The organism is Acetobacter malorum (genome assembly GCF_001580615.1).
Lineage (GTDB): Bacteria > Pseudomonadota > Alphaproteobacteria > Acetobacterales > Acetobacteraceae > Acetobacter > Acetobacter malorum.
Map to the genome: position 1 here is coordinate 1 of NZ_LHZC01000038.1, position 24,813 is coordinate 24,813.

A 24,813-nucleotide genomic window follows, 5' to 3' on the forward strand; every position below is an offset into this window, starting at 1 on the left:
CGGCGGGGCTGGTTGAGCGTGGCTATCGGGGGCGGGCTGTGGGGCGCGTTTTTGCGGGCATGACCATTGCCAATATCCTCGGCGCGCCCTTTGCCAGTTATGCGGGGACTTATTTTGGCTGGCGGCTGTCTTATCTGCTCATCGGGCTGATCAGCGCGATCTGCTGCGCCATGATTCACGCTTTTGTTCCGTATGATCCACCCAACCGGGCACGTTCGGCTCTGGGTGAACTCGCAGCCTTTACCCGCAAGCAGGTATGGTTTGTTATTGGCACAGTGGCTGTGGGCTGTGGCGGGATGTTCTGCGTCTACACCTATTTCTCCCTGACTTTGCAGGAGGTGACGCATGTGCCGGTCTGGGCTGTGCCGCTGTTCCAGTCCCTGTGGGGAATAGGCATGTTTGTCGGGGCGTGGGTTGGCGGCATTGTCATGGACAAGAACCTGAAATGGGCCACCATGGGCGCGTTTATCTGGAATGCCGCGGCTCTGGGCCTGTTTGCTCTGGTAGCATCCAATATTCCGCTGACAGCCCTTGCCGTCTTCATGCTCGGTGGCGGGATCGCACTTTCTCCCGCTATGCAGATGCGCCTGATGGATGTGGCCGCCGACGCCCAGACATTGGCGGCCTCCATGAATCACGCGGCCTTTAATATGGCCAACGCATTAGGCGCCTGGCTGGGCGGTCTTGTGCTGGTGGCGGGCTATGGGGACGCTGCAACCGGCTGGGCGGGGATGATCCTGTCCTGCGTCGGGCTTGTCCTGTTCCTGCTCTCTCTTTGGAGTGAGAAGCGGGACGCAGGGAAAGAGGCTGCGAGGGCAGGCTAAAAGGGATTAGTCTTCCGCAGCCGCACTTTCGATTTCGGCCTCGGCTTCCAGCCAGCGTTCTTCCAGTTCCGCCTGTTCCTTACCAATGGCGGCGAGGCGTGTGTTCAGGCGCGTGACCTCATCCGCTTTGCCGTCTGTATAGAGAGCCGGGTCGGCCAGAGTGGTTTCAATTTTCGTGCGTTCTGTCGCCAGCTTGGCCAGTTTGGCTTCTGCATCCCGGATAATCTTGCGGAGGGGAGCCTGCGCCTTGCGGGCTTCGGCGCGTTCCCGCCGGTCATCCTTGCGGCTGGCCTGTGCGGAGGTGTCTTGCTTGGTGCTGCGGTTGGACGCACGGTTCTGCTCAATCAGCCAGCGGCGATAATCCGCCATATCGCCGTCAAACGGCGTCACCTTACCGTCGGCCACCAGCCACAACCGGTCGGCTACCATCTCCACCAGATGCGGGTCATGGCTGATGAGCAGAACGGCACCTTCAAACTCTGAGAGGGCGCGGACCAGCGCATCACGCGCGTCCAGATCCAGATGGTTGGTTGGTTCATCCAGAATCAGCAGTTGCGGGGCATCACGCGTGGCAAGGGCCAGCAGCAGGCGAGCCTTTTCACCCCCGGAGAGGTCTTTGACTGGCGTTTCCGCTCGGTCCGCATCCAGACCAAACCGCGCCAGTTGCGCCCGCACCACAGGGGGGAGGGCTTTAGGGAGCGCGCGTTCCATGTGGTCGATCGGGGTTTGGTGCAGCACCAGCTCTTCCGCCTGATGCTGAGCAAAATAGCCGATTTTCAACCGCGAGTTGCGTTCGACCGAGCCGGACATGGGTTCCAGACGCCCGGCAATCAGCTTGGCGAGGGTGGATTTCCCGTTCCCGTTCGCGCCCAGCAGGGCAATCCGGTCTTCCATATCCAGCCGGAAGGACAGGTTGGAGAGAATGGGCGTGGTGCCATACCCAATGGTGACGCGATTGGCCGTGAACATGGGCGGGGCCAGTTGTTCCGGCTCCGGGAAGGCGAAGCGGGTCGGGGCGTCTTCCACCACGCTTTCAATTACCGGCAGTTTTTCCAGCGCCTTCACGCGGGCCTGCGCCTGCCGGGCTTTGGTGGCTTTGGCGCGGAAACGGTCCACAAAGGACTGCATATGGGCGCGCTGGGCAGCGATTCGCTCGGCAGCACGCGCTTGCTGCAGTGCCTGCTCGGTGCGGATTCGGACAAAATTTTCATAGCCGCCGGGCGTCAGGCTGAGCTTGCCCTTATCCAGATGGGCAATGGCATCCACGCACGAATCCAGTAGCCCGCGGTCATGACTGACAATCAGGGCCGCACCGGAAAAACGGGTTAGCCAGCCTTCCAGCCAGAGGGTTGCTTCCAGATCCAGATGGTTGGTCGGTTCATCCAGCAGGAGTAGGTCGGGCTCTAAAAACAGGGCCGTGGCGAGGGAGACACGCATCCGCCAGCCGCCCGAAAAGTCCGACACCGGGCGGCGCTGGGCCTCTGCACTAAATCCAAGCCCCGCCAGCACGGAGCCTGCCCGGGCTGGGGCGCTATCGGCCTGAATGGCGCGCAGACGCTCATGAATTTCCGCAATGCGCACCGCATCTGTGGCGGTGTCGGCCTCGGTCAAAAGGGCGGTGCGCTCAGTATCGCCTGCCAGAACTGTGTCCAGCAGTGAGGCGCCGTCGGCGGGAGCTTCCTGTTTCACACGCGCCATGCGGGCGCGGGAGGAGAGGCGGATCTCCCCGCCATCGGGCGCAAGATCCCCCGCAATGGCGGCCAGCAGGGTGGACTTTCCGGCCCCGTTCCGCCCCACAAGCCCGACCTTGCGGCCGGGTTCTATGGAGAGGTCTGCGTGGTCCAGAAGGGTGCGGCCAGCAATGCGGAGAGTAAGATCGGAAATGACAAGAAGGCTCAACGGGGGTCTCGTTCTGGCTGGAATCTTATTTTGATCTGGTGAAGTACCTACCAGCCTGCGCGAATATGCTCTAGAGGAGCAGGCTGAAAGGCCGCGTTATTGTGCGGCCCGATTATGAATGAGGAGACCGCACATGGCGACAGAACGTACTCTTTCCATCATCAAACCCGACGCCACCCGTCGTAACCTGACCGGCAAGATCAATGCCGTGTTTGAAGACGCTGGCCTGAAGATTGTGGCGCAGAAGCGCGTGCAGCTGACCCCGGCTCAGGCCGGTGCGTTCTACGCTGTGCACAAAGAACGCCCGTTCTACAACGATCTGGTGTCCTTCATGATCTCCGGCCCGGTCGTTCTGCAGGTTCTGGAAGGCGAAAACGCCGTTGCCAAGAACCGCGACGTCATGGGTGCAACGGACCCGAAGAAAGCTGAAGCACACACCATCCGTGCTCAGTTTGCTGAAAGCATTGAAGCCAACTCCGTGCACGGTTCCGACAGTGCCGAGAACGCTGCCAATGAAATCCGCTTCTTCTTCGCGGAAACCGAAATCCTTCCCTGAGAAGGTCTTTCATGTAAGGAGCGCGCTTTTTGCCTGAGGGCATAAGCGCGCTGGCATGAGACACTCTGGCCCGGACCGGAACCCACAGCGCGTTACAGCGTTCTGGGGGCTGGACGGGCCAGATGTGTATGGGGCCTGTGCAAACCATGACATCTGCGTAAAGCACATAAAAGTTATGAGCAGACCGGATAGCCCGAAAAGGCAGGTTATGCGGAAACTGCAATGATAAGAAAATAACTCTATAACAATGAGTTATGGATTATTTTTCCCTTGAAAGTATGCCGAAAGACATCTGCTCCCTGCATGGGTGGTGGGTTGTGAGCACCAAGGTTGTAGCCGGCTGATCCTTTATGATCGGACACTCAAAAATTCTGACAAACCGGTAGAGGCCATGCCTTTTTGTGGCCGCCCGTATAGGAAAGGAATGTCATGAAAGTCCTGGCGGTTCATCCCAGCGCCCTCATGTATACCAAGGTTTTTCTCCGGCTGGAGCCGCTCGGGCTGGAGCTGGTGGCAGGCGCTGCGCGAGATGCCGGGCATGATGTGCAGATTATTGATCTGCAGGTTGAAACCCATAAGGATTACTGGGAGCTTCTCGAAAGCTTTAAGCCCGATGTTGTCTGCTTCTCCGGCAACTATCTGGCCAATGTACCGGAAATTATCGACCTCTGCCGCGCCACACGGGTGCGCTACCCCGATATTTTCCAGTTTATTGGCGGCCATTCCGTCTCCTTTATTGCGCGGGATGTGCTGGCTCTGTCCGAAGGGGCGGTGAACTGCATTCTCAAAGGCGAAGGCGATGCGTCTATCGGCCTGCTGCTGCGTGCGCTGGAAGATGGGAAAGATCTGCTGACCGTCCCCGGTGTTGTCACCATGACGGGTGAAGGTCCGTCACCCGTGTTTGTGGAATCGCTCAATGATATCCGCCCGGCGCGTGACCTGCTGCGGCACCGCAACAAGTATTTTATTGGCACGCTCGACCCGGCAGCTTCCATCGAATTCGCCCGTGGCTGCCCGTGGGATTGCACCTTCTGCTCGGCATGGACGTTCTATGGCCGCTCCTACCGCACCGCCAGCCCGACCGTAATTGCGGACGAGTTGGAGGAGATCAAGGAGCCCGGGATCTTCATTGTGGATGATGTGGCCTTTGTGCATGAAGAGCACGGCATGGCCATTGCCAATGAAATCAAGAAGCGTGGCATCAAGAAAGAATACTATCTGGAAACGCGGGCTGATGTGCTGCTGCGCAACAAGGAAGTGTTCAAGGTCTGGAGTGAAATTGGCCTCTCCTACATCTTCATCGGCATGGAAGCGGTGGATGAGGAAGGGCTGAAGCAGTTCCGTAAGCGTGTCTCGCTGGACAAGAACTTTGAAGCGCTGGATTACGCGCGCTCTCTGGGCCTGATTGTCGCCATTAATATTATTGCCGACCCCGACTGGGATCGCGGCCGGTTTGAGGCTGTGAGGCAGTGGTGTCTGGAAATTCCGGAAATCGTCAATATTTCCGTCACGACGCCGTATCCGGGCACGGAAATCTGGCACAAGGAAGCGCGCCGCCTGACGACGCGCGATTATCGCCTGTTTGATATTCAGCATGCAGTGCTGCCCACCAAACTGCCGCTGCCGGAATTTTATGAAGAACTGGTGAAAACCCAGCAGGTGCTCAACACCAAGCATATGGGTTGGGAAGCGCTGAAGGATACCGCCGGGATTGCAGGCCGCCTGTTGATGAAGGGGCAGACGAACTTCGTGAAAATGCTGTGGAAGTTCAATTCTGTCTTCAACCCCAAACTTCAGCTGGCCGACCATATGCGCAAGGCCCGCTATCTGATGCCCATTCAGCCTGACGTGGTGGATTCTGTGGACCGGAAAGATCTGTATGTGCATGGTCCGGGCGGCCGTAAGACGCGTGCGCTGGATGATGCAACAGAGCAGTTTGTTGATAAGACCCGCATGACTGAGGATGCTTGCGCCGCAGATAGCTGATATCTAAAGCCTGAACCTGCTTTGTGGGTTCAGGCTTTTTTTATGGGGCGGAAGTTTAGGACGCGTCTGGCATGGCCGGCGGCGGGAAGCAGAAGGCTCCGGCTGTGTAGCTTTCAATCACCGCGCTGATGGGCGTGCCATCCTGCCGGGACAGCACGGCATGATGCCGGAACAGGACAGGCGGAAAAGCCAAAGGCTGGCCTGAGCCTGCGGGCAGGGGGCTAAGTTCCCACCCCAACGGCAGCGGAGACCACACGCGCTCGGCCTGCACAAGGCGGCGCGTAAAGGCCAGAGGGGCTGTGACGCGCCCGAAGGGGGTCTCTGTGGTATCCAGCTCTCTGTTCATCTCATCCGTCAGGCGGCTGGGGAGATACCAGTTTTCTGCATCCGAGAGGGTGAGATTTCCACACATCAGCCGGACATGTCTGTAACGCAGGGTGTCTGGCGCGGCCTCTGCGGGCAGGCGGAGGGCCTCACGAAGAGCAGCCGGGCAAGGGCGCGGGGGTGTTTGCTGGCAGATGGCCCGCACTGTGGGGGTGGGAGACAGATGATGCCGGATGCTCCAGTCTTCCAGCGTCCGGGTGGCGCTGGCAGCACTGAGGAGCGAAGCGTCCAGTTCGTTCAGTAAGGCTGTCAGCATCAGGCGATGCACAGGTGTATCCCGCCAGAACGGTTCCGGCTGAGGGGGTAACGCGGCAGAAAGAGAGGGCATATCCGGCATGGGGTGCATCTTACTCTGCGCAGGATGCTCTGCCGAGGGGGCGGCAGCAAAAGACCGCTTCTGAGTTCATATCCCGCCAGAACGCGACGAGCCGTGTTTTGCCAGAGTAGGGCTTTTGGCACGGGTGGGGGATGGGCTAGAATGCACTCTGTTCTGGCGGAACGCGGCCAGAAGGGCAGATTTCAACAAGGGATAGCGCGACAATGGCAACCACAGAAACAAGCTTTATGGTGGAAGGCATGACTAGTGATGGCTGTGTGTCCGCTATAAAACGGGCTCTGGCTGCTGTGGATGGGGTGCAAAGCACGGACGTTAATCTTGCCACGGGCGAGGTAAAAATTGTGTATGATCCCGCACGGGCTGGTACGTCCTCCTTGCAGAACGCTATTCTTGGGGCGGGTTTCGACGTCGGGTAAAGCAAAATCGGCTCTGTCATGCGGTCCGCACGGGGGCGATTTGCCAAGCCGTATACTAGGCGCACAACGCAAGGCATGGCAGGGTAGGCAGCCCTATCCGGCGTTTGGATGCCGGCGCAGAGTGGCGAGGAAAAGGTCAGCGTGGTTGTGAGACGGAACAAGAAGACAATCGGCTTTGGAATTATGCTCACCGGCCTGACGCTGCTGGGCGGATGTTCTTCTGAAATAGGCCGTAAGCCTTTGCTGGATACGGATGTGTCCTGCCTGAGAAATCAGATGAAAGGGCCGATGTTCCTCAGTTTCCCGCTGGCGGCCAATACGTGCCAGCGCATGAGCAACCATAACTTCATTCTGGGTGAAAAAGACGCGCACCCGCTGCCGCTGAATCTGAAAGATGCGCCGGACCTGCAAAAGCAGGCGGATGAATACGGTTACAGCTACACCAAATAAGGGCGCCGCTTAGCTGTCCAGCTCTGTGTCCCAATACAAATAATCACGCCAGCTTTCATGCAGGTAATTGGGCGGGAAAGCCCGGCCATTATCCTGCAACTGCCATGAGGTGGGGCGCACCGGGCGCTGCCGGGGCAGCATGTTGATGCTGTGGGGCAGGTGCGGGCCTTTGCGCAGGTTACAGATGCCGCAGGCCGTTACGACATTTTCCCACGTGGTGCGGCCGCCTTTGCAACGCGGAATGACGTGGTCAAACGTCAGGTCCTGCGTGGGGTGCTTGTCCCCGCAATACTGGCAGGAAAAATTGTCACGCAGGAAAACATTAAAACGGGTGAAGGCCGGTTTGCGGGCAGAGGGCACATAGTCCTTCAGCGCAATCACGCTGGGGAGGCGGAAGGTCTGGTGGGGGGAATGCACTTCTGCATCATACTCACTCAGCACTGAAACCCGGTCGAGGCACACAGCTTTGATGGTATCCTGCCAGGACCATAAGGAGAGTGGAAAGTAGGAGAGCGGACGAAAATCCGCATTCAACACCAGAGCAGGGAAATTTATCGTACTGCCGTCAGCCAAGACGCGCCTCCTTGGTGCAGGTGAGGGCGCAACTTCCAAAAGCTGGCGTAAAAACTCGTAACAGAACGCCGTCAGAAGTGCGTCGTCGAGATTAGTGCTGCGGTGAGTATTGCAGATAGATTGGTTTCCCGCAAGAAATGGCCTAAGTATTTAACAAAACAGTATTATTATCATTTTGTGAGAGTTTTATGCGTGCTGTTTTCCTCAGGTGTGCCTCATGACGGAGTCCTCATGGGTGACCCGTTTTGCTCCCAGCCCCACCGGCTTTTTGCACCTTGGGCATGTGGCGTCTGCTCTGGCTGGCTGGACTCATAAAGGCCCGCAGGGCATCTGGCTGGTGCGGATGGAGGATATTGATCCGCAACGCTGCCGGGAGAGTTACGCTATCGCCTTGGTGGAAGATCTGGAGTGGCTCGGTTTACGGTCCGCCCGGCCTGTTTTGCGCCAGTCCGCCAATATGGCCGCCTATCGTGCAACGCTGGAGCATCTTGACCAGATGGGCGTGCTGTATCCGTGTTTCTGCACCCGGTCTGATATTGCACGGGAGTCTGCGGGCATGATGTCCGCCCCGCACGCTGCCCCCGATGGCAGCCTGCGCTACCCCGGCACCTGCCGCCATCTGTCGCCGGAGGCACGGGCCGCTGCTCTGGCGGAGGGAAAGCCGCATGTGTTGCGGCTGGATATGGCGCGGGCGCTGGAGTTGGTCAGGACGCAGGCCCCCACCGCCTGGCCGCTGACTTATACAGACCTTGAGCGTGGCACTGTTAGCTGCCAGCCGGAGCTGTTTGGGGATGTGGTGCTGGCGAGACGGGACGTGCCCGCCTCGTATCATCTGTGTGTCACGCATGATGATGCCGCACAGGGCGTCACGTTGGTGACGCGCGGGGAGGATCTGCGGCCAGCGACGGATCTGCATCGCTTGATACAGGCGCTTATGGGGTGGCCCGCACCGGCCTATCTGTTTCATCCGTTGTTGTGCGATGCGGAGGGGCGGCGTCTTTCCAAGCGGGAGGGGGCAAAAGCAGTTCGCACCATGCGGGAGGCTGGGATGACTCCGGAAGATGTGCGGCGGGCTGCTGGCTATCCCGGCGTTTTTGGGTGAGCAGTCTGAGATTTTAGTCAGTCATTTTTAAATGATTTTTCATAAAATTTGACGACAGACGCGGTTTCGCCGGTTCCGCCGGAGGCAGAAGCGCATTAGTGTATCGGCCCTTGCCGGTTTTTTATCTCCATCAGGCTCTGTTCCGGCAGCACAAGGCGGGGCCGATGGCATAATGTGTCAGGAAGTGTTGGGATTATGAGCATTGTTGCTGACCGTCTGAACAGGATCAGCCCGAGCCAGACGATTGTTATTTCGACCAAAGCGCGTGAGCTTAAGGCGCAGGGGCGAAATATCATTAGCCTTTCGGCCGGTGAGCCGGATTTCCGCACGCCTGACAATATTGCCCGCGCCGCCATGAAGGCGATTGAAGACGGCCAGACCCGCTACACCGATGTGGCGGGCACGCCCGTGCTGCGCAAAGCCGTGGCGGAACGCTTCCGGCTGGATAGCGGTCTGGATTACACGCCGGAAGAAATCATTGTCTCCACCGGCGGTAAGCAGGTGATTTACAATGCCATGATGGCGTCGCTCAATCCGGGCGATGAAGCCATTATCCCCGCTCCGTGCTGGGTGTCTTATCCGGATATCGTGACGCTGGCCGAAGGCGTGCCGGTCATTGTGCCGTGCCGCCGGGAAAATGGGTTCAAGCTGACAGCCGAAGAGCTGGAAGCTGCCATTACACCGCGTACCAAATGGGTTTTTCTGAACTCTCCCTGCAACCCCACAGGCGCTGCTTATTCTGCGGAAGATCTGCGCCCGCTGTGTGACGTGCTGCTGCGCCATCCGCATGTGTGGATCTTTACGGATGATATTTACGCCAAACTCACCTATGACGGCTTCCGTCCGGCTACGTTTGTGGAAGTGGAGCCGCTGCTGCGCTCCCGGACCGTGACCATGAATGGTGTTTCCAAAGCCTATGCCATGACAGGCTGGCGCATTGGCTTCTCCGGTGCGCCGGTGGAACTGACCAAAGCGATGAACAAGCTTCAGGGCCAGTCCACTTCCAATACCTGCTCCATCGCGCAGGCAGCGGCTGTTGAAGCGCTGACCGGCCCGCAGGACTTTATTGGCGAGATGGTCAAAACCTATCAGGCGCGGCGCGATCTGGTTGTCGATATGCTGAACGAGGCCGAGGGCCTTGAGTGTGACAAGCCGGAAGGCGCGTTTTACGTGTTCCCGTCCGTCAAAAAATGCCTCGGCAAAACCTCCCCCGGTGGCCGCAAGCTGGAAACGGATGAGGACTTTGTCACGGCCCTTCTGGAAGAAGAAGGTGTTGCCGCTGTGCATGGCTCGGCCTTCATGTATCCGGATTACATGCGGATTTCCTACGCCACGGATACGGAAAGCCTGCGTGAAGCCTGCACCCGTATTCAGCGCTTCTGCAAAGGGTTGATTTAAGACTATGGCACGCTCTTTCGCCCGTCGGCTGGAGGGGCTGCCTGCTCCTGCCACCATTGAAATGGCACGTCGTGCCCGTGCGCTGCGGGCGGAAGGCAAGCCGGTTATCTCTCTGGCGCTGGGGGAGCCTGATTTCCCCACGCCCCCGGCTGTGGTGGAAGCTGCCCATGCGGCGGCTCTGGCAGGGCAGACCAAATATCCGCCGGTTGACGGCACACCTGCCCTGAAAGCCGCTATTGCCCGCAAATTTGTGCGGGAAAACGGGCTGGAGTACGCGCCGGATGAGATCATGGTCTCCAATGGCGGCAAGCAGGTGATTTTCAACGCCTTTATGGCGACGCTGAACCCCGGTGATGAAGTGGTTGTGCCTGCGCCCTATTGGGTCAGCTATCCGCTAATTGCCCGCATGTTTGGCGGCGTGCCGGTGACGGTGCTGTGCCGTGAGGAGGATGGCTTCAAGCTGAAAGCCGAGGCTCTTGCCGCGGCCCTCACGCCTAAGTCCCGCTGGCTTGTGCTGAACTTCCCCAATAATCCCACCGGGGCGGTGATGACGGCGCAGGAGCTTGAGGCGATTGCCGAAATCGTCCGTCAGTATCCTGATCTTTGGGTTCTGTCAGACGAGATTTACGAACATCTGGTGTTCGACGGCGTGCGTTCAGCCTCACTGGCGGCTGTGGCACCCGACCTGAAGGACCGCATCATTACGCTGAACGGTGTGTCCAAAGCCTATGCCATGACAGGCTGGCGCGTGGGCTTTGCTGGTGGGCCAAAAGACCTGATTGCCGCCATGCGGGGTGTGCAGGGCAATGCCACGTCCGGCATTTGCACCATTGCGCAGGCTGCTGCGGCTGCTGCGTTGGACGGTCCGGCGGATCTGGTGCAGGAAATGGCCACAACTTACGGTCGCCGTAGGCAGATGGTGGTGGATGCCCTGCGTCGCATTCCCGGTCTGACCTGTGCCATGCCGGAGGGCGCATTTTATGCGTATCCGGGTGTGGCAGGGTGTCTTGGGCGGACCAGCGCGGGCGGTGCCCGGCTGGAAACTGACCATGATTTCGCGCTGGCGTTGCTGGAAGAAGAGTATGTTGCGGCTGTGCCGGGGAGTGCCTTTGGGCAGTCGCCCTATCTGCGCCTGTCCTGTGCCACAAGCGATGCCGATTTGATGGAAGCCTGCCAGCGTTTGGAGCGCTTTGTCAGCAATCTGCGCTGAACAGGTTCGGTAGTTTCTTCAGGAAGAAACCGTGCGCAGGAAGCGCACGGCTTTCTTGCCCGCGTTCAAGTAGGTATAATTCTGAGCGCTGTTGTAAATTGTAAAATCGTTAGCATTCACCAGCTGAGTCTCTGTATCGAACTCGATAGTTAGTGTGCCTTCCAGCACAAAAATCATTTCATGCCAGCCTTCCGGGTCGGGTTCCGCCACGTAGCGCTCCCCCGGCGCGAGCGACCACAGCCAGAGCTGCGTATCCTGCCGGGCGGGAGCAGCTCCAAGCAAGGTCGCTTTGCTGGCGGGTGTTTTGCCGCGCCACATCACTTCCTCAATACGGCGTAATTCGCGGTCCGGGTTGCTGACTAGCTTGAGAAAGGTTGTGTCCAGCGCTTCTGCCAGACGGTCCAGACTGCCCAGACTGATATTGGCGGTCCCGGCTTCCAGACTCACAATCATGCGGCGGCTGATGCCGGATGCATTGGCCAGAGCTTCCTGACTGAGGCCCGCATCTTTGCGCAGGCGACGCAGATTTGTCCCCACATATTTTAAAACATCAGATCGTGGGGGTTGATTGTGCATTATAGTGCCCATATACGCTGCTAACTATGATCAAGACTCCACCCGCCTCTGGCTCTCACGTCAAGTTCCTGTCGAAACAGGAGATCATACTTGTCCTGATCACCATGCTGTGGGGGGCAACGTTCCTGATCATCCACCATACCATGGAACATACTGGCCCGCTGTTTTTTGTGGGCGTACGGTTTCTGACGGCTGGCCTGATGTCTTTGCTGCTGTTCCGCAAATCTCTGGCCGGGATGACACGGTATGAGCTGAAGGCCGGGTGTATCATCGGGGTTGGCGTCTTTCTGGGCTACACGTTCCAGACGCTGGGCCTGAAAACCATTTCCAGCAGTCAGTCCGCCTTTATCACCGCTTTGTACGTGCCGATGGTGCCGTTTTTGCAGTGGGCTGTGCTGAAACGCAGACCGCATATGATGAGCTGGGTCGGCGTTCTGATCGCCTTCATCGGTCTGATCTGCCTCACCGGGCCGGATGCCGCTAGTGGCCTGAGCTTTAGCCCCGGTGAGGTTGCGACGCTACTCGGTGCTGTCTCCATAGCGGGTGAAATCATTCTGATCAGCCGCTACGCGCTGCGCGTGGATAGCCGCCGCGTCACCATTGTGCAGTTGCTGGTGGCGGGAATTCTGGCGCTCGCCTTTATGCCGGTGGCCGGGGAACATATCCCGGCTTTCTCATGGGTGTGGGTGGCGTCCGGCGTGGGGCTGGGGGTGATGAGTGCGGTCATCCAGTTCGCCATGAACTGGGCGCAGAAAACCATTTCCGCCACGCGGGCGACGGTTATTTACGCAGGGGAGCCGGTTTGGGCCGGGCTTGTAGGGCGTCTTGCCGGGGAGCGTCTGCCGCCGCTGGCCATAGCGGGGGCAGGGCTGATTGTGCTGGGTGTTCTGGCGAGTGAAATCCGGCTACCGCGCCGCAAAAAAGACCCTGAGCTGACCTGATAAATCAGCCATTTAGCACATTGCGGGTCGAGCGCCGGGCAATGGCAGAGGCGGCTTCTGTATCAGGGAGCTGCCCGATGAGCTGTAATTCATCACAATACTGGGCCATCTGGTCGCGCAGCGCATGGCCCGTCACGGGGCTGATGGCAGGCTGATGATGCAACATGGCACGCATGGCGTCGGTGCTGAAATCTGAGGAGTCATCGGCCACCAGTATGGCGGCTTCATCCCGGTGCTGGTTGGCCCATTTTGCTGCATCACGCAGAGCCAGAGTTAAAGCGGTTGCTGCATCCGGGTCCGTATCCAGTGCGGTTTTTGAGGCCCCGAGGATCAGGCTGGTGCGGTCTGCATAATGGCCTGTATTGCTGCCAACCAGCTCAGAAAACAGGTCGGCATGGCTGTTCAGCAGTTGCCAGGCCAGCGGGTCATGCGCCACGACGGCATCAATGGTGTGGGCGCGGGCGGAATCAACCATCTGGTCTGCTGGCATATCGGTCCAGGTAATGCCGCCCATGGCGTTAATGCCCTTGCGGCGCATCATGATGGCAAAGAAAAATTTATCCGCAGCATTTTTATCCGGCATGGCGACCGTGCGGCCCACAAGCTGGTCCAGCCGGGTAATGTTTGCCCCCCGCCGCACCAGCAGCCGGAACGTGCCGGGCTGAATGCCTAATATGAGGCTGGCTGGCAGACCGCCATACAAACGTGGGAGCCAGGTTAAAGCCGGAGCAACGGCATAGTCTCCCGTGCCTGCGGCCAGCGCATCCAGCGCTTCATTCCCGTTTTGCGGGCTGAAGACGCTCTCGACATCCAGACTGTAGCGGGCAAAAAAACCTTTTTGATACGCCACCGCCAGCACCGGGGCGGTATCCGAGTGCGGCCAGATGAGCCTCAGCTTGCGATACTGGCCATCCGGTTGCTTGCGGGGTGGCCGGTTATGCGCGTGGTGTTCAAACGCTCCCACGGCTCCCGCAATGGCCAGCCCGGCGAGGCTGGTCAGAACAATTCGGCGGCGGAAGGCCGGGTCGGAGGAAGGTCCTTGTGCGCTCATGCTTCTTTCTTACCACGCGGGGTTTTCAGCGTCGTCTGCTCATAAAAACATGCAACACAAAAAAAATGAAAAAAGGGGGTTTACGGCCCCCCCGGATCACGGTTATACGATACCTCGCTGGTCCCGAATAGCTCAGTTGGTAGAGCAAGCGACTGTTAATCGCTGGGTCGTAGGTTCGAGTCCTACTTCGGGAGCCAGCCTTTCTCCTTAAAATTCAAAATAGATTTTCACGCTGTAAGCTGCGGCATTTTGCCATGCAGTTTGCGTCGATGGATCTGTTGTTCTGAGCCCAGCGTAACGCGCTCTGACTGACCGTTTCAGTCCCAGACTGCTACGCTCTTCATGCTTCCCAAAAAAATCTGCCCAACGCATCCGTCATGGCGAATCTGCTGTGTGCGGCGTTATGCGTTTATGAGACCAGAAAGGCTGCTCTTTTCCGTTTCACCGGGAAGAAAGCAGCCTTTTTGTCAGCCTCAGCGCAGAGCGGCGATGCCGGTTAGTTCCACGCGCCAGTCCGGGTTGGCGAGTTTGGCTTCCACCGTGGCGCGGGCCGGTTTGTTGTCACGGTCCAGCCAGGCATCCCATGCCCGGTTCATGCCTGCCATATCGCTCATATCCGCCAGAAAAATCTGCACGGAGAGCAGGCGGCTTTTATCAGTGCCGGCTTTGGCCAGAAGGGCATCAACCTGCCGCAGAATATCTGCCATCTGGCCTTCTGCATCCGCAGAGGCATCATCTGCGACCTGACCGGCCAGATGTACCAGTCCGTTGTAAATCACGGCACCCGTCAGGCGTTCTTCGGGGTCAAGGCGTGTAATAGTCATGGGGTTTTCCCTGTGTTGTGCAAAGTGGTTTCAGGCCACCGGCATATTATCAATCAGCCGGACATCGCCCAGACTGGCGGCAACAAAAAGCCGTGCACCGGCCTCGGCCTTTTCAACAGTGCCGAGTGATTTTTCAGAGCGAAGATCCAGATAATGCACGGTAAAACCAGCATCTTTGAGGGTCTGTGCGCAGTGCTTCAGAGCGGCGGCAACGGGCTGGCCGGCCTTTAGGGCGGCGAGGCAGTCTATCAGAGCCTTTGGCAGATGGCTGGCCTGGTCTCGCTGGGCCGGGGTAAGCCGTTTGTTGCGGGAGGAGAGGGCCAGATGATCCGCTTCCCGCACGGTGGGGACGGGCAGAATGGTGATGGGCAGGTCCAAATCCGTCACTACCCGGTGGATAATACAGAGCTGCTGGAAATCTTTTTCCCCAAAAGCTGCGATATTGGCTCGGGTTTGCATGAACAGCTTGGTAATAACTGTTGCAACACCATCAAAATGGCCGGGCCGGTCTCCGCCGCACAGCATCCGGTCAGGGCCGGAAACACTGATGCGGGTGCAAAAGCCGGGCGGGTAGATCTGCGTTTCATCCGGGGCGTAAAGAACGTCCACCACGCCAGTTTCTGCCAGAAGGGCTTCATCCGCTTCCAGACCGCGTGGGTAAAGCTGGAAATCATCCGGGTTGTTGAACTGGATCGGGTTGACGAAGATCGTCACAATCCGGCGGGTCGCTTTGCCGTCCAGTGCGCGCACCAGGGTCAGATGGCCTTCGTGCAAAGACCCCATGGTGGGCACCAGCCCGATTGTTTCACCCTCACGTTGCCACTGCGTGACAATTTCGGCCAGTTCGTGTCTGGTTCTCACAAGCTTCATGACGCATCCCGGTTTGCGATAAAAGGGAAGGACATCCGCCCGCACGGTTTGTGCACGAGAAAACCAAGGAGGGCGGCTGTCCGGCCTGCGCCCGTCTTACTGTGTTTTCAGGAACGGTTCCAGCAGCACCCGGTCCGCAGCGCTCAACCGGCTGGCGGCAGTGCTGGCCTGATGCCAGTAGGGGTAAAGCAGGGGCGGCAGACTGGCCTGATTGAGGCGATTCAACTGGTCTTCCGACAGCACCAGTTCGGCCGCTTTCAGGTTGTCTTTTAGCTGGTCTTCCGTGCGCGCCCCAATAATGACGGACGTAATGGCCGGGCGGTGCATGGTCCATGCCAGAGCGATCTGGGCGGCGGACACGCCATGCTCTTCGCCAACGGCAATCAGCACTTCGACGATATCGAACAGCTTTTCCTTGTCATGCACCGGCGGTTCACCAAAATCTTCAAGCTGGCGGCCCTGCGGGGTGGGCTTGTTACGACGATACTTGCCAGATAGCAGGCCACCTGCCAGTGGGCTCCAGACCTGCACCCCAAGGCCCTGATCAACAGCGGCGGGCAGTAGTTCATACTCAGCATCCCGTGCCTGCAGGGAGTAATAAATCTGCTGGGAAACAGGGGCGATCAGCCTGTTCCGTTCAGCGACGGAAAGGGTTTTCATTATCTGCCATGCGGAAAAATTGGAAACGCCCGCATAGCGGATTTTGCCCGCACGGGTCAGGGTATCCAGCGCTTCCAGCGTTTCATCCAGTGGGGTCAGGCCGTCCCATTCATGCAGATAGTACAGGTCAATATGGTCCCGGCCCAGACGCTTCAGGCTGGCTTCACACGCGGCAATCAGATGCAGGCGGGAAGAGCCTTCCCCATTCGGGCCGTCCTGCATGCGGAAGCGGGCCTTGGTGGTGACCAGAGTTTCCTGTGAGCGGCCTTTCAGGGCTTCGCCCAGAATGGTTTCAGACTCTCCGGAGGAATACACGTCTGCCGTATCAAACATGTTGATGCCCGCATCCAGACACAGGTCAATCAGGCGGCGCGCACCGGCTGTATCGGTATTGCCGGTTTTGGCAAAAGAGCCTTTGCCCCCGAATGTCATGGTGCCAAGGGTAAAGGCGGAAATACGCAGGCCGGACCGACCGAGCTGGCGATACTGCATCATTCTGTTCTCCGTGCATGTGGCGGGTAGGGTATGAGCCCCTTGAGAGCTGGCCGCACAGAGGCTTTGTTTCAAGAGTGCAGGGCTGCGTACACAGTGTTTTGACATCTCCCGGAGAGCCTGCTTAACAGAACGCGATGGTTCCCGCTTTGGGATGAAAAGGGAAGTACGGTGAGAACTCCGCTGTTTCTTGGCCGTCGCTGCCCCCGCAACTGTATGTGACATCAGGCTTGTTCCAGCACTCTGCTCCAGAGTGTTGTGCCACTGGAGACTTCTCCGGGAAGGTGTGGAACGAGCGAGAGCCCCCGGAAAACCGGTGGTTTTGTGTCATCAGCCAGGAGACCTGCCATCCGATTTCTGGAGTGTCATGCCTGGCGGGGTGTCCGGTGTGTGATGGTGCGTTGCAATGCGCGCTACTGTCTGGCTTGTCCGGGCGGCCTTGGAACTGCACCCCCATACCGCTTTGTGCGGTGTGTTGCCTGAAGGGTGTTCATGTCGGCCGCATTTTCTGCACCTGTGGTCAAAGGATGGTGTCCCGGTCTGTTTGCGCCCATGCAGGCGGCGGACGGGTGGCTGGTGCGCGTGCGTCCGCCTCTGGGCCGGATGACCGCAGTGCAGGCTCATCTGCTGGCAGATGTTGCGGAGCAGGACGGTAATGGGCAGATCAGCCTGACCAACCGGGGTAACGTGCAATTACGCGGCTTTACTCTGGAGGCCGCGCAGGCTTTCCCGCAGCGGATGATTGCGGCTGGTCTGGGGCAGCCTGACCCTGAAGCCGAACGACGCCTTGCTCTTCAGGTTTCCCCTCTGGCGGGGATAGATCCAGCTTGTGCCACAGAGACTGTGCTATGCGCTGAGGCTTTACGGAACGGTTTGATAGACCATCCGGAGCTTTCTGCTCTTCCCGATAAATTTGGTTTTTGCGTGGATGGCGGAGGATTTTTCCCGACAGGCTCTCTGCGCGCCGATATTATGCTTCAGGCTATGGAAAGTCCGGTCCCCACAGAGGCTGGCTGGCGTGTGGTGTGTGGGAGCAGCAGCTCCGCGCCGCAGATCGTGCAGGAGGCCGTGCAGGCAGCCCTTGCTCTGGCAGAGGCTTTTGTAAAACGTGGTGAAACGCAGCGTCCCCTTCGCGAGCCTTCTGTAGGGGAGCGCCTGTTTGCTGAAACAGGGCTGGAGTGCGTGTCTGCTACGGTGGCGGAGATGCATGGCATAAACCAGCCTACGCCAAGGGCCGGTCATCTGACAGGCTCCGCTTATGCTGCCGTAGCGCCGTTAGGGCGTCTCACGGCCGCAACGCTTCGTTCCTGCGCAGAGGTTGCGCAGGAAGGAGATGGGCTGTTGCGGATGACGCCATGGTCTGGGCTGGTTTTATCCGGACTGAAAAAAACTCCTGAAATTTCCGGAATGATCACGCAGTCTGATGATGCACGCCTGCGCGTTTATGCCTGTATTGGTGCGCCGGGATGTGCACAGTCTGCCGGAGACGTGGGGCGTGATGCGCTGGCCCTTGCGCCGTTCCTGCCCGACAAAGCGGATCTGCATGTGTCGGGTTGTCGGAAGGGCTGCGCACATCCCGGTGCCGCAACAGTCACGCTGGTGGCCCGGGGGGAGGGCTATGGCGTGGTGCAGCATGGCAAGGCTGGCGATGAGCCAATCCGTATTCTGCCAAAAACTGAAGATGTAAGAGCTTTTTTGCAGGCTCTGCCTAAAGGAGACGTTTAGAATGCAGGCTTATGACTATATTCGGGATGGAGCCGCTATTTATAAACGCTCCTTTGCGACCATTCGGGCAGAAGCGGACCTGAGCGGTTTTTCCCCTGAACAGGCGCAAATCGTCGTGCGGATCATTCATGCGTGCGGCATGGTGGATGTGGCGCAATCTGTGGCGATGACGGCAGATTTCGTCTCTTCAGCACGAGCATCCCTTAAAAAATCCTGTGCCATTTTGTGTGATTCCGAGATGGTTGCGCATGGCATTACGCGTGCTCGTCTGCCTGCGGAGAATGAGGTGGTGTGTACCTTGCGGGATGCCCGCACATCGGAACTGGCTAAAGAGATTGGCAATACGCGCTCCGCTGCCGCGCTGGATTTGTGGGGCGAGAAACTGACCGGGGCCGTGGTGGCAATCGGGAATGCCCCCACGGCGTTGTTTCACTTGCTTGAGCTTCTGGATGCTGGTGCACAGAAGCCCGCTGCCATTATCGGGTTGCCAGTTGGTTTTGTGGGCGCTGCGGAGTCAAAAGAGGCTCTTGCAAAAAGACACGATGTACCATGGCTGGTTGTGCACGGGCGGCTGGGAGGCAGCGCCATGGCCGCGGCGGCTGTGAATGCGCTGGCAAGCGAGACTGAGTGATGGCGCATGGCACGTTGCATGTGGTGGGTGTCGGGCCGGGCGACCCGGACCTGATGACTCTGCGGGCAGTGAAAATTCTGCAGGCGGCACCAGCTGTGGCGTATTTCTGTCGGCATGACACACAAGGTCATGCCCGGCGCATTGCGCAGGCGCATATTGCCCCCACCACGCAGGAAATCCGGCTGGCGTATCCGTTCACAACCGAAATTTCCGTTAAAGATCCCGCGTATCATACGGACATGAACGCGTTTTATGATCGCTGCGCGCAGGATCTAGCTGCCGTTCTGGAACAGGGGAAGGATGTGGCTCTGCTCTGCGAAGGGGATCCCTTTTTGTATGGTTCGGCCATGTATTTGTTTGACCGCTTGCGGAGCCGTTTTGAAACGCAGGTTGTGCCGGGTATTTCCGCCATGAGCGGATGCTGGTCACAGGCGGCGCGCCCCATGACGCATGGGGATGATGTGTTGTGCGTGCTGCCCGCGACCATGCCGGAGGAGGATCTGGCGCACTGGCTGGAAAAGGCCGATGCTGCTGTGGTGATGAAGATTGGCCGTAATATGCCAAAATTGCGTAAGGCGCTGACGCAGGCCGGGCGTTTGCCAGAAGCCGTTTATGTGGAACGCGGCACACAGCCGGAGGCACGATGTCTGCCTCTGGCAGAGCAGGAAGGGCCTGCACCCTATTTTTCACTGGCGTTGGTGCCAGGCAGGAAGGGTGTGCGATGATAGGGTCTGTCAGTATTATCGGACTGGGGCCTGGCAATGTGCTCCAGCGCACGCCGCAGGCTGATCAGGCGCTCAGCCGGGCGACGGATCTGGTTGGGTATGGGCCTTATGTGCAGCGGGTTGAAGCGCCTGCATCGGTTGTGCGGCACAGTTCGGATAACCGGGTGGAACTTGAGCGTGCACGTCATGCGTTGGAAATGGCCATGCAGGGGCGGCATGTTGCTGTTGTGTCCGGTGGGGATGCCGGGGTGTTCGGTATGGCCAGCGCTGTGTTTGAGGCCGTAGACCATGGGCCGCAGGAATGGCGCGGGCTTGAGATTACGGTTGTTCCCGGCGTCAGCGCAGTTCTGGCTGCAGCGGCACGGCTGGGAGCGCCGCTGGGTGGCGATTTTTGCGTGATGTCCCTTTCCGATAACCTTAAGCCATGGCCTGTTGTTTTGCGCAGGCTGGCTCTGGCTGCAGAGGCCGGGTTTGTGATTGCGCTCTATAATCCGCGGTCCAAAGCGCGCCCGACCCAGTTGGGCGAGGCTCTGGACCATTTGCGCGCGAGCCTGCCCGGATCAATCCCGGTTGCCTTTGCGCGCGCCATTGGTCGGGAGGATGAGGCGGTGCGCTTATCCACACTGGCGGAAGCGGACGCCACATGGGCGGATATGAGTACGCTGGTGTTGATTGGCTGCGTGGCCAGTCATCTGATCCCACGACCAGACGGAAGCGTGTGGTTTTATACGTCGCGCAAGGTTGAGGCGGTCTGATGCGTTTGCAGCCACGCCATAGCCTCTTTCGGCGTGTCTACCCTCGGGCAGGCAGGGTGTGGCGGCCGCTCAACCATAATCACCGGGCAATGCAGGGTGCGGGCTGCTTCCAGTTTTGGAAAGGTTGCTGTTCCGCCAGAATTTTTGGTGACCAGAATATCAATGTGATGCGCCTGCATCACCGCCAGTTCTGCCGCGTAATCAAACGGCCCACGCGCGGAGAGGTATGTGGTGTGCGGGGGCAGGCTGGTCGGGTCCGGTGCATCAATGGAGCGGAGCAGATAGGAGTGTTGCGGGGCAGCGCAGAACGGCGCGACTTCCTTGCGTCCGGTTGTCAGAAAAACGCGCAACGGGTGCCGCCCATAACCCGCCGGGTCAGCCAGCAGGCTGGCAGCTGCGGTCAGACTGGGCACACTGTGCCACTGATCTTCCGCTGTGGGATGCCACGCCGGGCGTTCCAGTCGCAGCAACGGAAGCGCCAGGTCGGCACACGCTTTAGCGGCATGCTGGCTCATGGTGGCGGCAAACGGGTGCGTGGCGTCAATCACAGCCTGAATGGCATGTTGACGCAGCCAGTTTTGCAGTCCCTCCACGCCTCCAAACCCGCCAATCCTCACAGCGATATTGGGCAGATGCGGGTTTTTGGTCACGCCAGCCAGAGAGAGGGTGGGGGCAAAAGCGGCCTGATGTTCCAGCAGACGACACAGGCCCGAGGCTTCCGTTGTGCCGCCCAGAATCAGCACTGGCAGCGGGGCAGAGGCGGCAGAAAAGGGCATGGCATGCTGTATCCTGATGGACCGTATGGGCTTCCCATAGCGAGGGGCGTGGGGTTTCTGCAAGTTGGATGTTCCGAGAGAGGATGAGCATGACCAAGGCAGCGCGGAACTGGGGAGAGAGATGTGATGTCTAATGTCTGGCTGACGCTGATCGGCATTGGTGAGGATGGTCTGGACGGCATGAGTCCTGCTGCCCGCACATTGCTCTCTCATGCATCGTATGTTGTGGGGGGTGCTCGGCATCTGGAACTGGCGGCGGAGGATATTCAGGGAGAAACGTTGGTCTGGCCGTCACCTTTTCAAAAAGGTGTAGAGGCTGTTCTTGCCCGCCGCGGCTCGCCGGTTGTGGTGCTGGCGTCTGGTGATCCGTTTTTCTATGGCGTTGGTGCAACGCTGGCCCGGCATGTGCCGCCTGAGGAAATGCTGTGTTTGTCCGCGCCCTCGTCCATGTCTCTGGCCTGTGCGCGTCTTGGCTGGGCCTTGCAGGACTGCCGGGTGGTATCTTTGTGCGGGCGGCCCATGCAGCGCATGAGACCGTTTTTGCAGCCCGGCGTGCGGCTGATTGTGCTGTGTGCGGATGAGCACTCTCCGGCTCAGGTTGCGGAATGGCTGACAGAGGCAGGCTTTGGGCGCACGCGGTGCCATGGGCTGGAAGCGCTCGGCGGCCCGAAGGAGCGGCGGTATGATTTTGAGGCGCGGGACGGCGTGCCCGTCTCTCCCGGCAGGCTGACTATTCTGGCGCTGGAGATTGTGCCGGACAGGCGGACGTGTAGCCTTTCCCTGACCTCGGGCCTGCCAGATTCCTGCTTTGAGCATGACGGGCAGATGACAAAACGCGAAATTCGTGCGGTGACGCTTTCGTCCCTCGCCCCGCGTGCCGGGGAATTGCTGTGGGATGTGGGGGGCGGCTCTGGCTCTGTGGGGATTGAGTGGATGCTGGCAGACCCGACCTGCCGCACCATCACGCTGGAACCCGTGCCAGAACGCGCTGCACGGATTGCCCGGAATGCCTTGAATCTGGGGGTGCCGGATTTGAAGGTTGTAGAAGTACGTGCGCCTCAGGGTTTTGAAAGTCTGGAGCGCCCGGATGCTATTTTTATTGGTGGGGGTGGAAGCCGGGCCGGTGTTCTGGAAGGTGCGTGGGCCGCGCTCAAGCCCGGAGGGCGGCTTGTGGTTAATGCCGTGGTGATGGAAACGGAAGTGCGGCTGATGCAGGCGGTGCGGGAATGGGGCGGCACACTGACCCGTCTGGCAGTGTCTCGCATGGAAGGGGTCGGGCAGATGCACGGTTTCCGTCCGGCCATGAGTGTGACGCAGTGGGTTGTCTGGAAACCGGAAGACCTTCCATGAGCGTGGCTGGAATGGGATGGAGCAAGTCCGCCAGCGCGCCCGAGGCAGCGGCCTTTGTGCGCCAGGTGGTGCAGGAAAATGGGGCAACCGTTTTGACATGTCTGGCAGTGCCGGGCTTTCGCCACGGTGACGAGCTGCCGGAGAAAGTGGCCAGCCTGCTTGGTGTCCCGTTGTTCTGGGTTTCGGATAACGCGTTGCGGGCTGTGCAGAATATTTGCCCCACAGTTTCAGAAAGAGCTTTGCAGGAAACAGGTTTTGCCTCTGTGGCGGAAGGCTGCGCATTGGCTGGCGCGGGACGGGGGGCGTGGTTGCGTGTGCCTCGGCAGGTGCATGCGGGCATAACCTGTGCGGTGGCGGAAGGAGAGGGAACGAGATGACTGTTTATTTTATTGGGGCTGGCCCGGGCGCTGTGGATTTGCTGACGTTGCGGGGGCGTGATCTGCTGGAGCGCTGCCCGGTGTGCCTGTATGCAGGCTCCATCGTGCCACCGGATATGCTGAAATTTTGTGCCGAGGGCGCGCGGCTGGTGGATACGGCTCCGCTCTCTCTGGATGAAATTGAAGCAGAATATGCCAAAGCGCATGCGGAAGGGTATGATGTGGCCCGTCTGCATTCAGGCGATTTGTCCATTTACAGTGCTGTTGCGGAACAGACCCGTCGGCTCGACCGGTTGGGGATTCCGTGGAGCATGGTGCCGGGTGTGCCCGCCTTTGCGGCTGCGGCCTCTGTGCTGGGGCGGGAATTGACCATGCCGGGTGTGGCCCAGAGTGTGGTGCTGACGCGTATGACAGGCCGTGCCTCTGCGATGCCGGAGCGTGAAACACTGGCGGCGTTTGCGGCTACAGGTGCGACTCTGGCTATTCATCTGGCCATTCATGCGCTGGAAAAAATCGTGCAGGACCTGACGCCTTTTTACGGGGCAGATTGTCCGGTCGCCATTGTGGCGCGGGCCACATGGCCGGACCAGCTCGTACTGCGTGGCACACTGAGCACGATTGAAACAGAACTGGCGCAAAACCCGGTGGAACGTACCGCTCTTGTGCTGGTGGGACCTGCTCTGGCGGAAAAAGACTTTCGGGAAAGCGCTTTATATGACCCGGATTATCGGCGGCGCTTTCGGAGTTAAGTCAGGTTTGGGGCAGGGAAGGGCCGGCCTGTCCGACACACTGGCCTGAACGGTCAAACACCATCACGTCCACCGCGCAGGGGGCTGGGGCGAGGGTTTGCAGAACCGTGCGCAGGGCGGACTGCGCGATGAGCGTGCCGAGCGGGACGTGTGCAGAGGTGGCGAGAAGAAAAGCCTCGGCCACAGTGGGGCTGGCGGCAATGGCGTCTGCTATGGGTGCAGGTGCGCCGCCTGTTGCGGCAAGGTGTGCGAGTGCTGCCATGTCGGCCTGTCCGCGTTTGGAGTGCAGGTCCAGCTTGCCCTGACCAAGTTTGGTCATTTTGGCAATGCCGCCTGCAATGGTCAGGCGGGGCACGGGGTGGCGGCGCAGGTATTTCAACATGCCGCCGACAAAATCACCCATTTCAATCAGCGCAGTATCGGGCAGATCATAGACTTTCTGCACAGCTTTTTCTGAAACATTGCCAGTAGAGCCTGCAATATGCATCAGGCCTTCTGCGCGGGCGACATCAATGCCGCGATGAATACTGTCGATCCACGCAGCGCAGGAAAACGGCACCACAATGCCAGTTGTGCCCAGAACAGAGAGGCCGCCGGTAATGCCAAGGCGGCTGTTGAGGGTGCGTTCCGCCAGTCTGGCTCCATCTTCAATGGAAAGCGTAATTTCCGCGTCTGGCAAAGTGCCGTTGTTGGCTTCGGTCAGGGCGGTGCGGATCATGGCACGGGGGATGGGATTGATGGCTGGCTCACCGGGGGGAATGGGCAGGCCTGGGCGTGTGACCATGCCAACGCCCGGCCCGGCCCGAAACTTCACGCCGGAACCCGGAGGCAGGCGGCGAACCGTGGCGCGGATAATGGCCCCGTGGGTGATGTCCGGATCATCCCCCGCATCTTTCACCACCTCGGCAAAGGGGTACCCGTGGTCCAGACCGGTGCGGCAGAGGGTAAAGGTGGGGCGCTGGCCACCGGGGAGCGTAATGGTCACACTGGCCGGAGGCTCGTGCCCCAGGAGCATCAGCCATGCGGCTTTTGCCGCGGCTGTTGCGCAGCTCCCGGTGGTCCAGCCCCGGCGCAGCTCTGTTCCCGTATGTTCCATAGGGCGGTTGTAAAGCATCCGGACGCGGGGCGGTATCCGGATAAGCATTTGTAAGGTGACGAAGGCCCCGCAGGATGTGA

At 59.3% G+C, this 24,813-nt stretch carries 26 protein-coding genes, 1 tRNA gene and 1 riboswitch; of the genes, 17 read left to right on the top strand and 10 right to left on the bottom strand.

Annotated features, from left to right (window positions below; all coding sequences use genetic code 11):
• Positions 1 to 824: MFS transporter (locus tag AD930_RS03165; protein ID WP_061505092.1), on the top strand; the 824-nt coding region annotated here is incomplete at its 5' end.
• A 6-nt stretch (positions 825 to 830) separates the two neighbouring features.
• Here the strand turns inward: AD930_RS03165 and AD930_RS03170 are convergent.
• Positions 831 to 2,723, bottom strand: a complete 1,893-nt coding sequence (locus tag AD930_RS03170; protein ID WP_061505093.1) for an ABC-F family ATP-binding cassette domain-containing protein — start codon at positions 2,721 to 2,723, stop codon at positions 831 to 833.
• 133 nt (positions 2,724 to 2,856) lie between these two features.
• Here AD930_RS03170 and ndk point away from each other — a divergent pair, with 133 nt between their 5' ends.
• Together ndk and hpnR are read left to right on the top strand one after the other, a co-directional pair.
• On the top strand, positions 2,857 to 3,279 hold the full coding sequence (gene ndk / locus AD930_RS03175; RefSeq protein WP_043553592.1) for a nucleoside-diphosphate kinase: 423 nt from the start codon (positions 2,857 to 2,859) through the stop codon (positions 3,277 to 3,279).
• A gap of 429 nt (positions 3,280 to 3,708) precedes the next feature.
• Positions 3,709 to 5,265: a hopanoid C-3 methylase HpnR gene (gene hpnR, locus AD930_RS03180; RefSeq protein ID WP_043553593.1), complete on the top strand. Its 1,557-nt coding sequence runs from the start codon at positions 3,709 to 3,711 to the stop codon at positions 5,263 to 5,265.
• A 55-nt stretch (positions 5,266 to 5,320) separates the two neighbouring features.
• On the opposite strand, the gene AD930_RS03185 is transcribed toward hpnR, so the two are convergent.
• Positions 5,321 to 5,986, bottom strand: a complete 666-nt coding sequence (locus tag AD930_RS03185) for a hypothetical protein (RefSeq protein WP_061505094.1) — start codon at positions 5,984 to 5,986, stop codon at positions 5,321 to 5,323.
• A 203-nt stretch (positions 5,987 to 6,189) separates the two neighbouring features.
• Between AD930_RS03185 and AD930_RS03190 the strand changes: the two genes are divergently transcribed.
• Positions 6,190 to 6,402: a heavy-metal-associated domain-containing protein gene (locus AD930_RS03190; RefSeq protein ID WP_043553595.1), complete on the top strand. Its 213-nt coding sequence runs from the start codon at positions 6,190 to 6,192 to the stop codon at positions 6,400 to 6,402.
• Positions 6,403 to 6,585: 183 nt separating this feature from the next.
• Complete coding sequence (locus AD930_RS03195; protein ID WP_043553703.1) at positions 6,586 to 6,852, top strand: hypothetical protein; 267 nt, start codon at positions 6,586 to 6,588, stop codon at positions 6,850 to 6,852.
• A gap of 9 nt (positions 6,853 to 6,861) precedes the next feature.
• Here AD930_RS03195 and AD930_RS03200 read toward each other — a convergent pair whose 3' ends face one another.
• Positions 6,862 to 7,425: an HNH endonuclease gene (locus AD930_RS03200; RefSeq protein WP_043553596.1), complete on the bottom strand. Its 564-nt coding sequence runs from the start codon at positions 7,423 to 7,425 to the stop codon at positions 6,862 to 6,864.
• A 217-nt stretch (positions 7,426 to 7,642) separates the two neighbouring features.
• On the opposite strand from AD930_RS03200, the gene gluQRS reads away from it, so the two are divergent.
• From gluQRS to AD930_RS03215, 3 genes are all read left to right on the top strand, one after another.
• Positions 7,643 to 8,527, top strand: coding sequence for a tRNA glutamyl-Q(34) synthetase GluQRS (gene gluQRS, locus AD930_RS03205; protein ID WP_061505095.1), 885 nt, complete (start codon positions 7,643 to 7,645; stop codon positions 8,525 to 8,527).
• A 195-nt stretch (positions 8,528 to 8,722) separates the two neighbouring features.
• Positions 8,723 to 9,925 (top strand): pyridoxal phosphate-dependent aminotransferase, encoded by a 1,203-nt coding sequence (locus AD930_RS03210; RefSeq protein ID WP_061505096.1) that lies wholly within the window; start codon positions 8,723 to 8,725, stop codon positions 9,923 to 9,925.
• A gap of 4 nt (positions 9,926 to 9,929) precedes the next feature.
• A complete protein-coding gene (locus AD930_RS03215; RefSeq protein WP_061505097.1) occupies positions 9,930 to 11,135 on the top strand; it encodes a pyridoxal phosphate-dependent aminotransferase in 1,206 nt (401 codons plus the stop codon).
• 18 nt (positions 11,136 to 11,153) lie between these two features.
• Here AD930_RS03215 and AD930_RS03220 read toward each other — a convergent pair whose 3' ends face one another.
• Positions 11,154 to 11,711: a helix-turn-helix domain-containing protein gene (locus AD930_RS03220; protein ID WP_197056292.1), complete on the bottom strand. Its 558-nt coding sequence runs from the start codon at positions 11,709 to 11,711 to the stop codon at positions 11,154 to 11,156.
• Positions 11,712 to 11,737: 26 nt separating this feature from the next.
• On the opposite strand from AD930_RS03220, the gene AD930_RS03225 reads away from it, so the two are divergent.
• Positions 11,738 to 12,652 carry a DMT family transporter gene (locus AD930_RS03225; RefSeq protein ID WP_061505098.1) on the top strand — a complete coding sequence of 305 codons (915 nt, stop codon included), beginning with the start codon at positions 11,738 to 11,740 and terminating at the stop codon, positions 12,650 to 12,652.
• Between the two features lie 4 nt (positions 12,653 to 12,656).
• On the opposite strand, the gene AD930_RS03230 is transcribed toward AD930_RS03225, so the two are convergent.
• Complete coding sequence (locus tag AD930_RS03230; protein WP_061505099.1) at positions 12,657 to 13,703, bottom strand: ABC transporter substrate-binding protein; 1,047 nt, start codon at positions 13,701 to 13,703, stop codon at positions 12,657 to 12,659.
• A 121-nt stretch (positions 13,704 to 13,824) separates the two neighbouring features.
• On the opposite strand from AD930_RS03230, the gene AD930_RS03235 reads away from it, so the two are divergent.
• Positions 13,825 to 13,900 (top strand) — tRNA-Asn (locus tag AD930_RS03235).
• 276 nt (positions 13,901 to 14,176) lie between these two features.
• Here AD930_RS03235 and AD930_RS03240 read toward each other — a convergent pair.
• The 3 genes from AD930_RS03240 to AD930_RS03250 all read right to left on the bottom strand — a co-directional run bounded on the left by AD930_RS03240 (position 14,177) and on the right by AD930_RS03250 (position 16,549).
• Positions 14,177 to 14,527, bottom strand: coding sequence for a RidA family protein (locus AD930_RS03240; protein WP_043553602.1), 351 nt, complete (start codon positions 14,525 to 14,527; stop codon positions 14,177 to 14,179).
• 30 nt (positions 14,528 to 14,557) lie between these two features.
• A complete protein-coding gene (panC, locus tag AD930_RS03245) occupies positions 14,558 to 15,397 on the bottom strand; it encodes a pantoate--beta-alanine ligase (RefSeq protein WP_061505100.1) in 840 nt (279 codons plus the stop codon).
• A gap of 96 nt (positions 15,398 to 15,493) precedes the next feature.
• Positions 15,494 to 16,549, bottom strand: coding sequence for an aldo/keto reductase (locus tag AD930_RS03250; RefSeq protein ID WP_061505125.1), 1,056 nt, complete (start codon positions 16,547 to 16,549; stop codon positions 15,494 to 15,496).
• 121 nt (positions 16,550 to 16,670) lie between these two features.
• Positions 16,671 to 16,914, top strand: a riboswitch (cobalamin riboswitch).
• Positions 16,915 to 17,041: 127 nt separating this feature from the next.
• On the opposite strand from AD930_RS03250, the gene cobG reads away from it, so the two are divergent.
• The 4 genes from cobG to cobJ are packed head-to-tail and all read left to right on the top strand — an operon-like array spanning position 17,042 to position 20,385.
• Positions 17,042 to 18,274: a precorrin-3B synthase gene (gene cobG, locus AD930_RS03255; RefSeq protein ID WP_061505101.1), complete on the top strand. Its 1,233-nt coding sequence runs from the start codon at positions 17,042 to 17,044 to the stop codon at positions 18,272 to 18,274.
• A 1-nt stretch (position 18,275) separates the two neighbouring features.
• Positions 18,276 to 18,905 carry a precorrin-8X methylmutase gene (locus AD930_RS03260; protein ID WP_061505102.1) on the top strand — a complete coding sequence of 210 codons (630 nt, stop codon included), beginning with the start codon at positions 18,276 to 18,278 and terminating at the stop codon, positions 18,903 to 18,905.
• The gene (locus tag AD930_RS03265) at positions 18,905 to 19,630 is read left to right on the top strand and encodes a precorrin-2 C(20)-methyltransferase (protein WP_061505103.1); all 726 of its coding nucleotides are present in this window, start codon (positions 18,905 to 18,907) and stop codon (positions 19,628 to 19,630) included. Before AD930_RS03260 ends, AD930_RS03265 begins: the two co-directional genes overlap by 1 nt.
• Complete coding sequence (gene cobJ / locus AD930_RS03270; protein WP_061505104.1) at positions 19,627 to 20,385, top strand: precorrin-3B C(17)-methyltransferase; 759 nt, start codon at positions 19,627 to 19,629, stop codon at positions 20,383 to 20,385. The genes AD930_RS03265 and cobJ overlap by 4 nt, the downstream gene beginning before the upstream one ends.
• On the opposite strand, the gene AD930_RS03275 is transcribed toward cobJ, so the two are convergent.
• Complete coding sequence (locus AD930_RS03275) at positions 20,355 to 21,161, bottom strand: cobalt-precorrin-6A reductase (RefSeq protein WP_061505105.1); 807 nt, start codon at positions 21,159 to 21,161, stop codon at positions 20,355 to 20,357. The two genes, cobJ and AD930_RS03275, sit on opposite strands and share 31 nt — an antisense overlap.
• Before the next feature lie 126 nt (positions 21,162 to 21,287).
• Between AD930_RS03275 and AD930_RS03280 the strand changes: the two genes are divergently transcribed.
• Genes AD930_RS03280 through cobM form a run of 3 tightly spaced genes read left to right on the top strand, consistent with a single transcriptional unit; the run spans position 21,288 to position 23,637 of the window.
• Positions 21,288 to 22,511: a bifunctional cobalt-precorrin-7 (C(5))-methyltransferase/cobalt-precorrin-6B (C(15))-methyltransferase gene (locus AD930_RS03280; protein WP_061505106.1), complete on the top strand. Its 1,224-nt coding sequence runs from the start codon at positions 21,288 to 21,290 to the stop codon at positions 22,509 to 22,511.
• Entirely contained in the window at positions 22,508 to 22,888 is a 381-nt protein-coding gene (locus tag AD930_RS03285; RefSeq protein WP_061505107.1) for a cobalamin biosynthesis protein, read from the top strand. Before AD930_RS03280 ends, AD930_RS03285 begins: the two co-directional genes overlap by 4 nt.
• A complete protein-coding gene (cobM, locus tag AD930_RS03290; protein WP_061505108.1) occupies positions 22,885 to 23,637 on the top strand; it encodes a precorrin-4 C(11)-methyltransferase in 753 nt (250 codons plus the stop codon). The genes AD930_RS03285 and cobM overlap by 4 nt, the downstream gene beginning before the upstream one ends.
• 1 nt (position 23,638) lies before the next feature.
• On the opposite strand, the gene AD930_RS03295 is transcribed toward cobM, so the two are convergent.
• A complete protein-coding gene (locus AD930_RS03295) occupies positions 23,639 to 24,733 on the bottom strand; it encodes a cobalt-precorrin-5B (C(1))-methyltransferase (RefSeq protein WP_061505126.1) in 1,095 nt (364 codons plus the stop codon).
• Positions 24,734 to 24,813 lie beyond the last annotated feature (80 nt).

Coding starts and splice junctions, on each gene's coding strand:
- ndk (WP_043553592.1), top strand. CDS start 2,857: ATGGCGACAGAACGTACTCTTTCCATCATCAAACCCGACGCCACCCGT.
- hpnR (WP_043553593.1), top strand. CDS start 3,709: ATGAAAGTCCTGGCGGTTCATCCCAGCGCCCTCATGTATACCAAGGTT.
- AD930_RS03185 (WP_061505094.1), bottom strand. CDS start 5,986: ATGCCGGATATGCCCTCTCTTTCTGCCGCGTTACCCCCTCAGCCGGAA.
- AD930_RS03190 (WP_043553595.1), top strand. CDS start 6,190: ATGGCAACCACAGAAACAAGCTTTATGGTGGAAGGCATGACTAGTGAT.
- AD930_RS03195 (WP_043553703.1), top strand. CDS start 6,586: ATGCTCACCGGCCTGACGCTGCTGGGCGGATGTTCTTCTGAAATAGGC.
- gluQRS (WP_061505095.1), top strand. CDS start 7,643: ATGACGGAGTCCTCATGGGTGACCCGTTTTGCTCCCAGCCCCACCGGC.
- AD930_RS03210 (WP_061505096.1), top strand. CDS start 8,723: ATGAGCATTGTTGCTGACCGTCTGAACAGGATCAGCCCGAGCCAGACG.
- AD930_RS03215 (WP_061505097.1), top strand. CDS start 9,930: ATGGCACGCTCTTTCGCCCGTCGGCTGGAGGGGCTGCCTGCTCCTGCC.
- AD930_RS03220 (WP_197056292.1), bottom strand. CDS start 11,711: ATGCACAATCAACCCCCACGATCTGATGTTTTAAAATATGTGGGGACA.
- AD930_RS03225 (WP_061505098.1), top strand. CDS start 11,738: ATGATCAAGACTCCACCCGCCTCTGGCTCTCACGTCAAGTTCCTGTCG.
- AD930_RS03230 (WP_061505099.1), bottom strand. CDS start 13,703: ATGAGCGCACAAGGACCTTCCTCCGACCCGGCCTTCCGCCGCCGAATT.
- AD930_RS03240 (WP_043553602.1), bottom strand. CDS start 14,527: ATGACTATTACACGCCTTGACCCCGAAGAACGCCTGACGGGTGCCGTG.
- panC (WP_061505100.1), bottom strand. CDS start 15,397: ATGAAGCTTGTGAGAACCAGACACGAACTGGCCGAAATTGTCACGCAG.
- AD930_RS03250 (WP_061505125.1), bottom strand. CDS start 16,549: ATGCAGTATCGCCAGCTCGGTCGGTCCGGCCTGCGTATTTCCGCCTTT.
- cobG (WP_061505101.1), top strand. CDS start 17,042: ATGTCGGCCGCATTTTCTGCACCTGTGGTCAAAGGATGGTGTCCCGGT.
- AD930_RS03260 (WP_061505102.1), top strand. CDS start 18,276: ATGCAGGCTTATGACTATATTCGGGATGGAGCCGCTATTTATAAACGC.
- AD930_RS03265 (WP_061505103.1), top strand. CDS start 18,905: ATGGCGCATGGCACGTTGCATGTGGTGGGTGTCGGGCCGGGCGACCCG.
- cobJ (WP_061505104.1), top strand. CDS start 19,627: ATGATAGGGTCTGTCAGTATTATCGGACTGGGGCCTGGCAATGTGCTC.
- AD930_RS03275 (WP_061505105.1), bottom strand. CDS start 21,161: ATGCCCTTTTCTGCCGCCTCTGCCCCGCTGCCAGTGCTGATTCTGGGC.
- AD930_RS03280 (WP_061505106.1), top strand. CDS start 21,288: ATGTCTAATGTCTGGCTGACGCTGATCGGCATTGGTGAGGATGGTCTG.
- AD930_RS03285 (WP_061505107.1), top strand. CDS start 22,508: ATGAGCGTGGCTGGAATGGGATGGAGCAAGTCCGCCAGCGCGCCCGAG.
- cobM (WP_061505108.1), top strand. CDS start 22,885: ATGACTGTTTATTTTATTGGGGCTGGCCCGGGCGCTGTGGATTTGCTG.
- AD930_RS03295 (WP_061505126.1), bottom strand. CDS start 24,733: ATGGAACATACGGGAACAGAGCTGCGCCGGGGCTGGACCACCGGGAGC.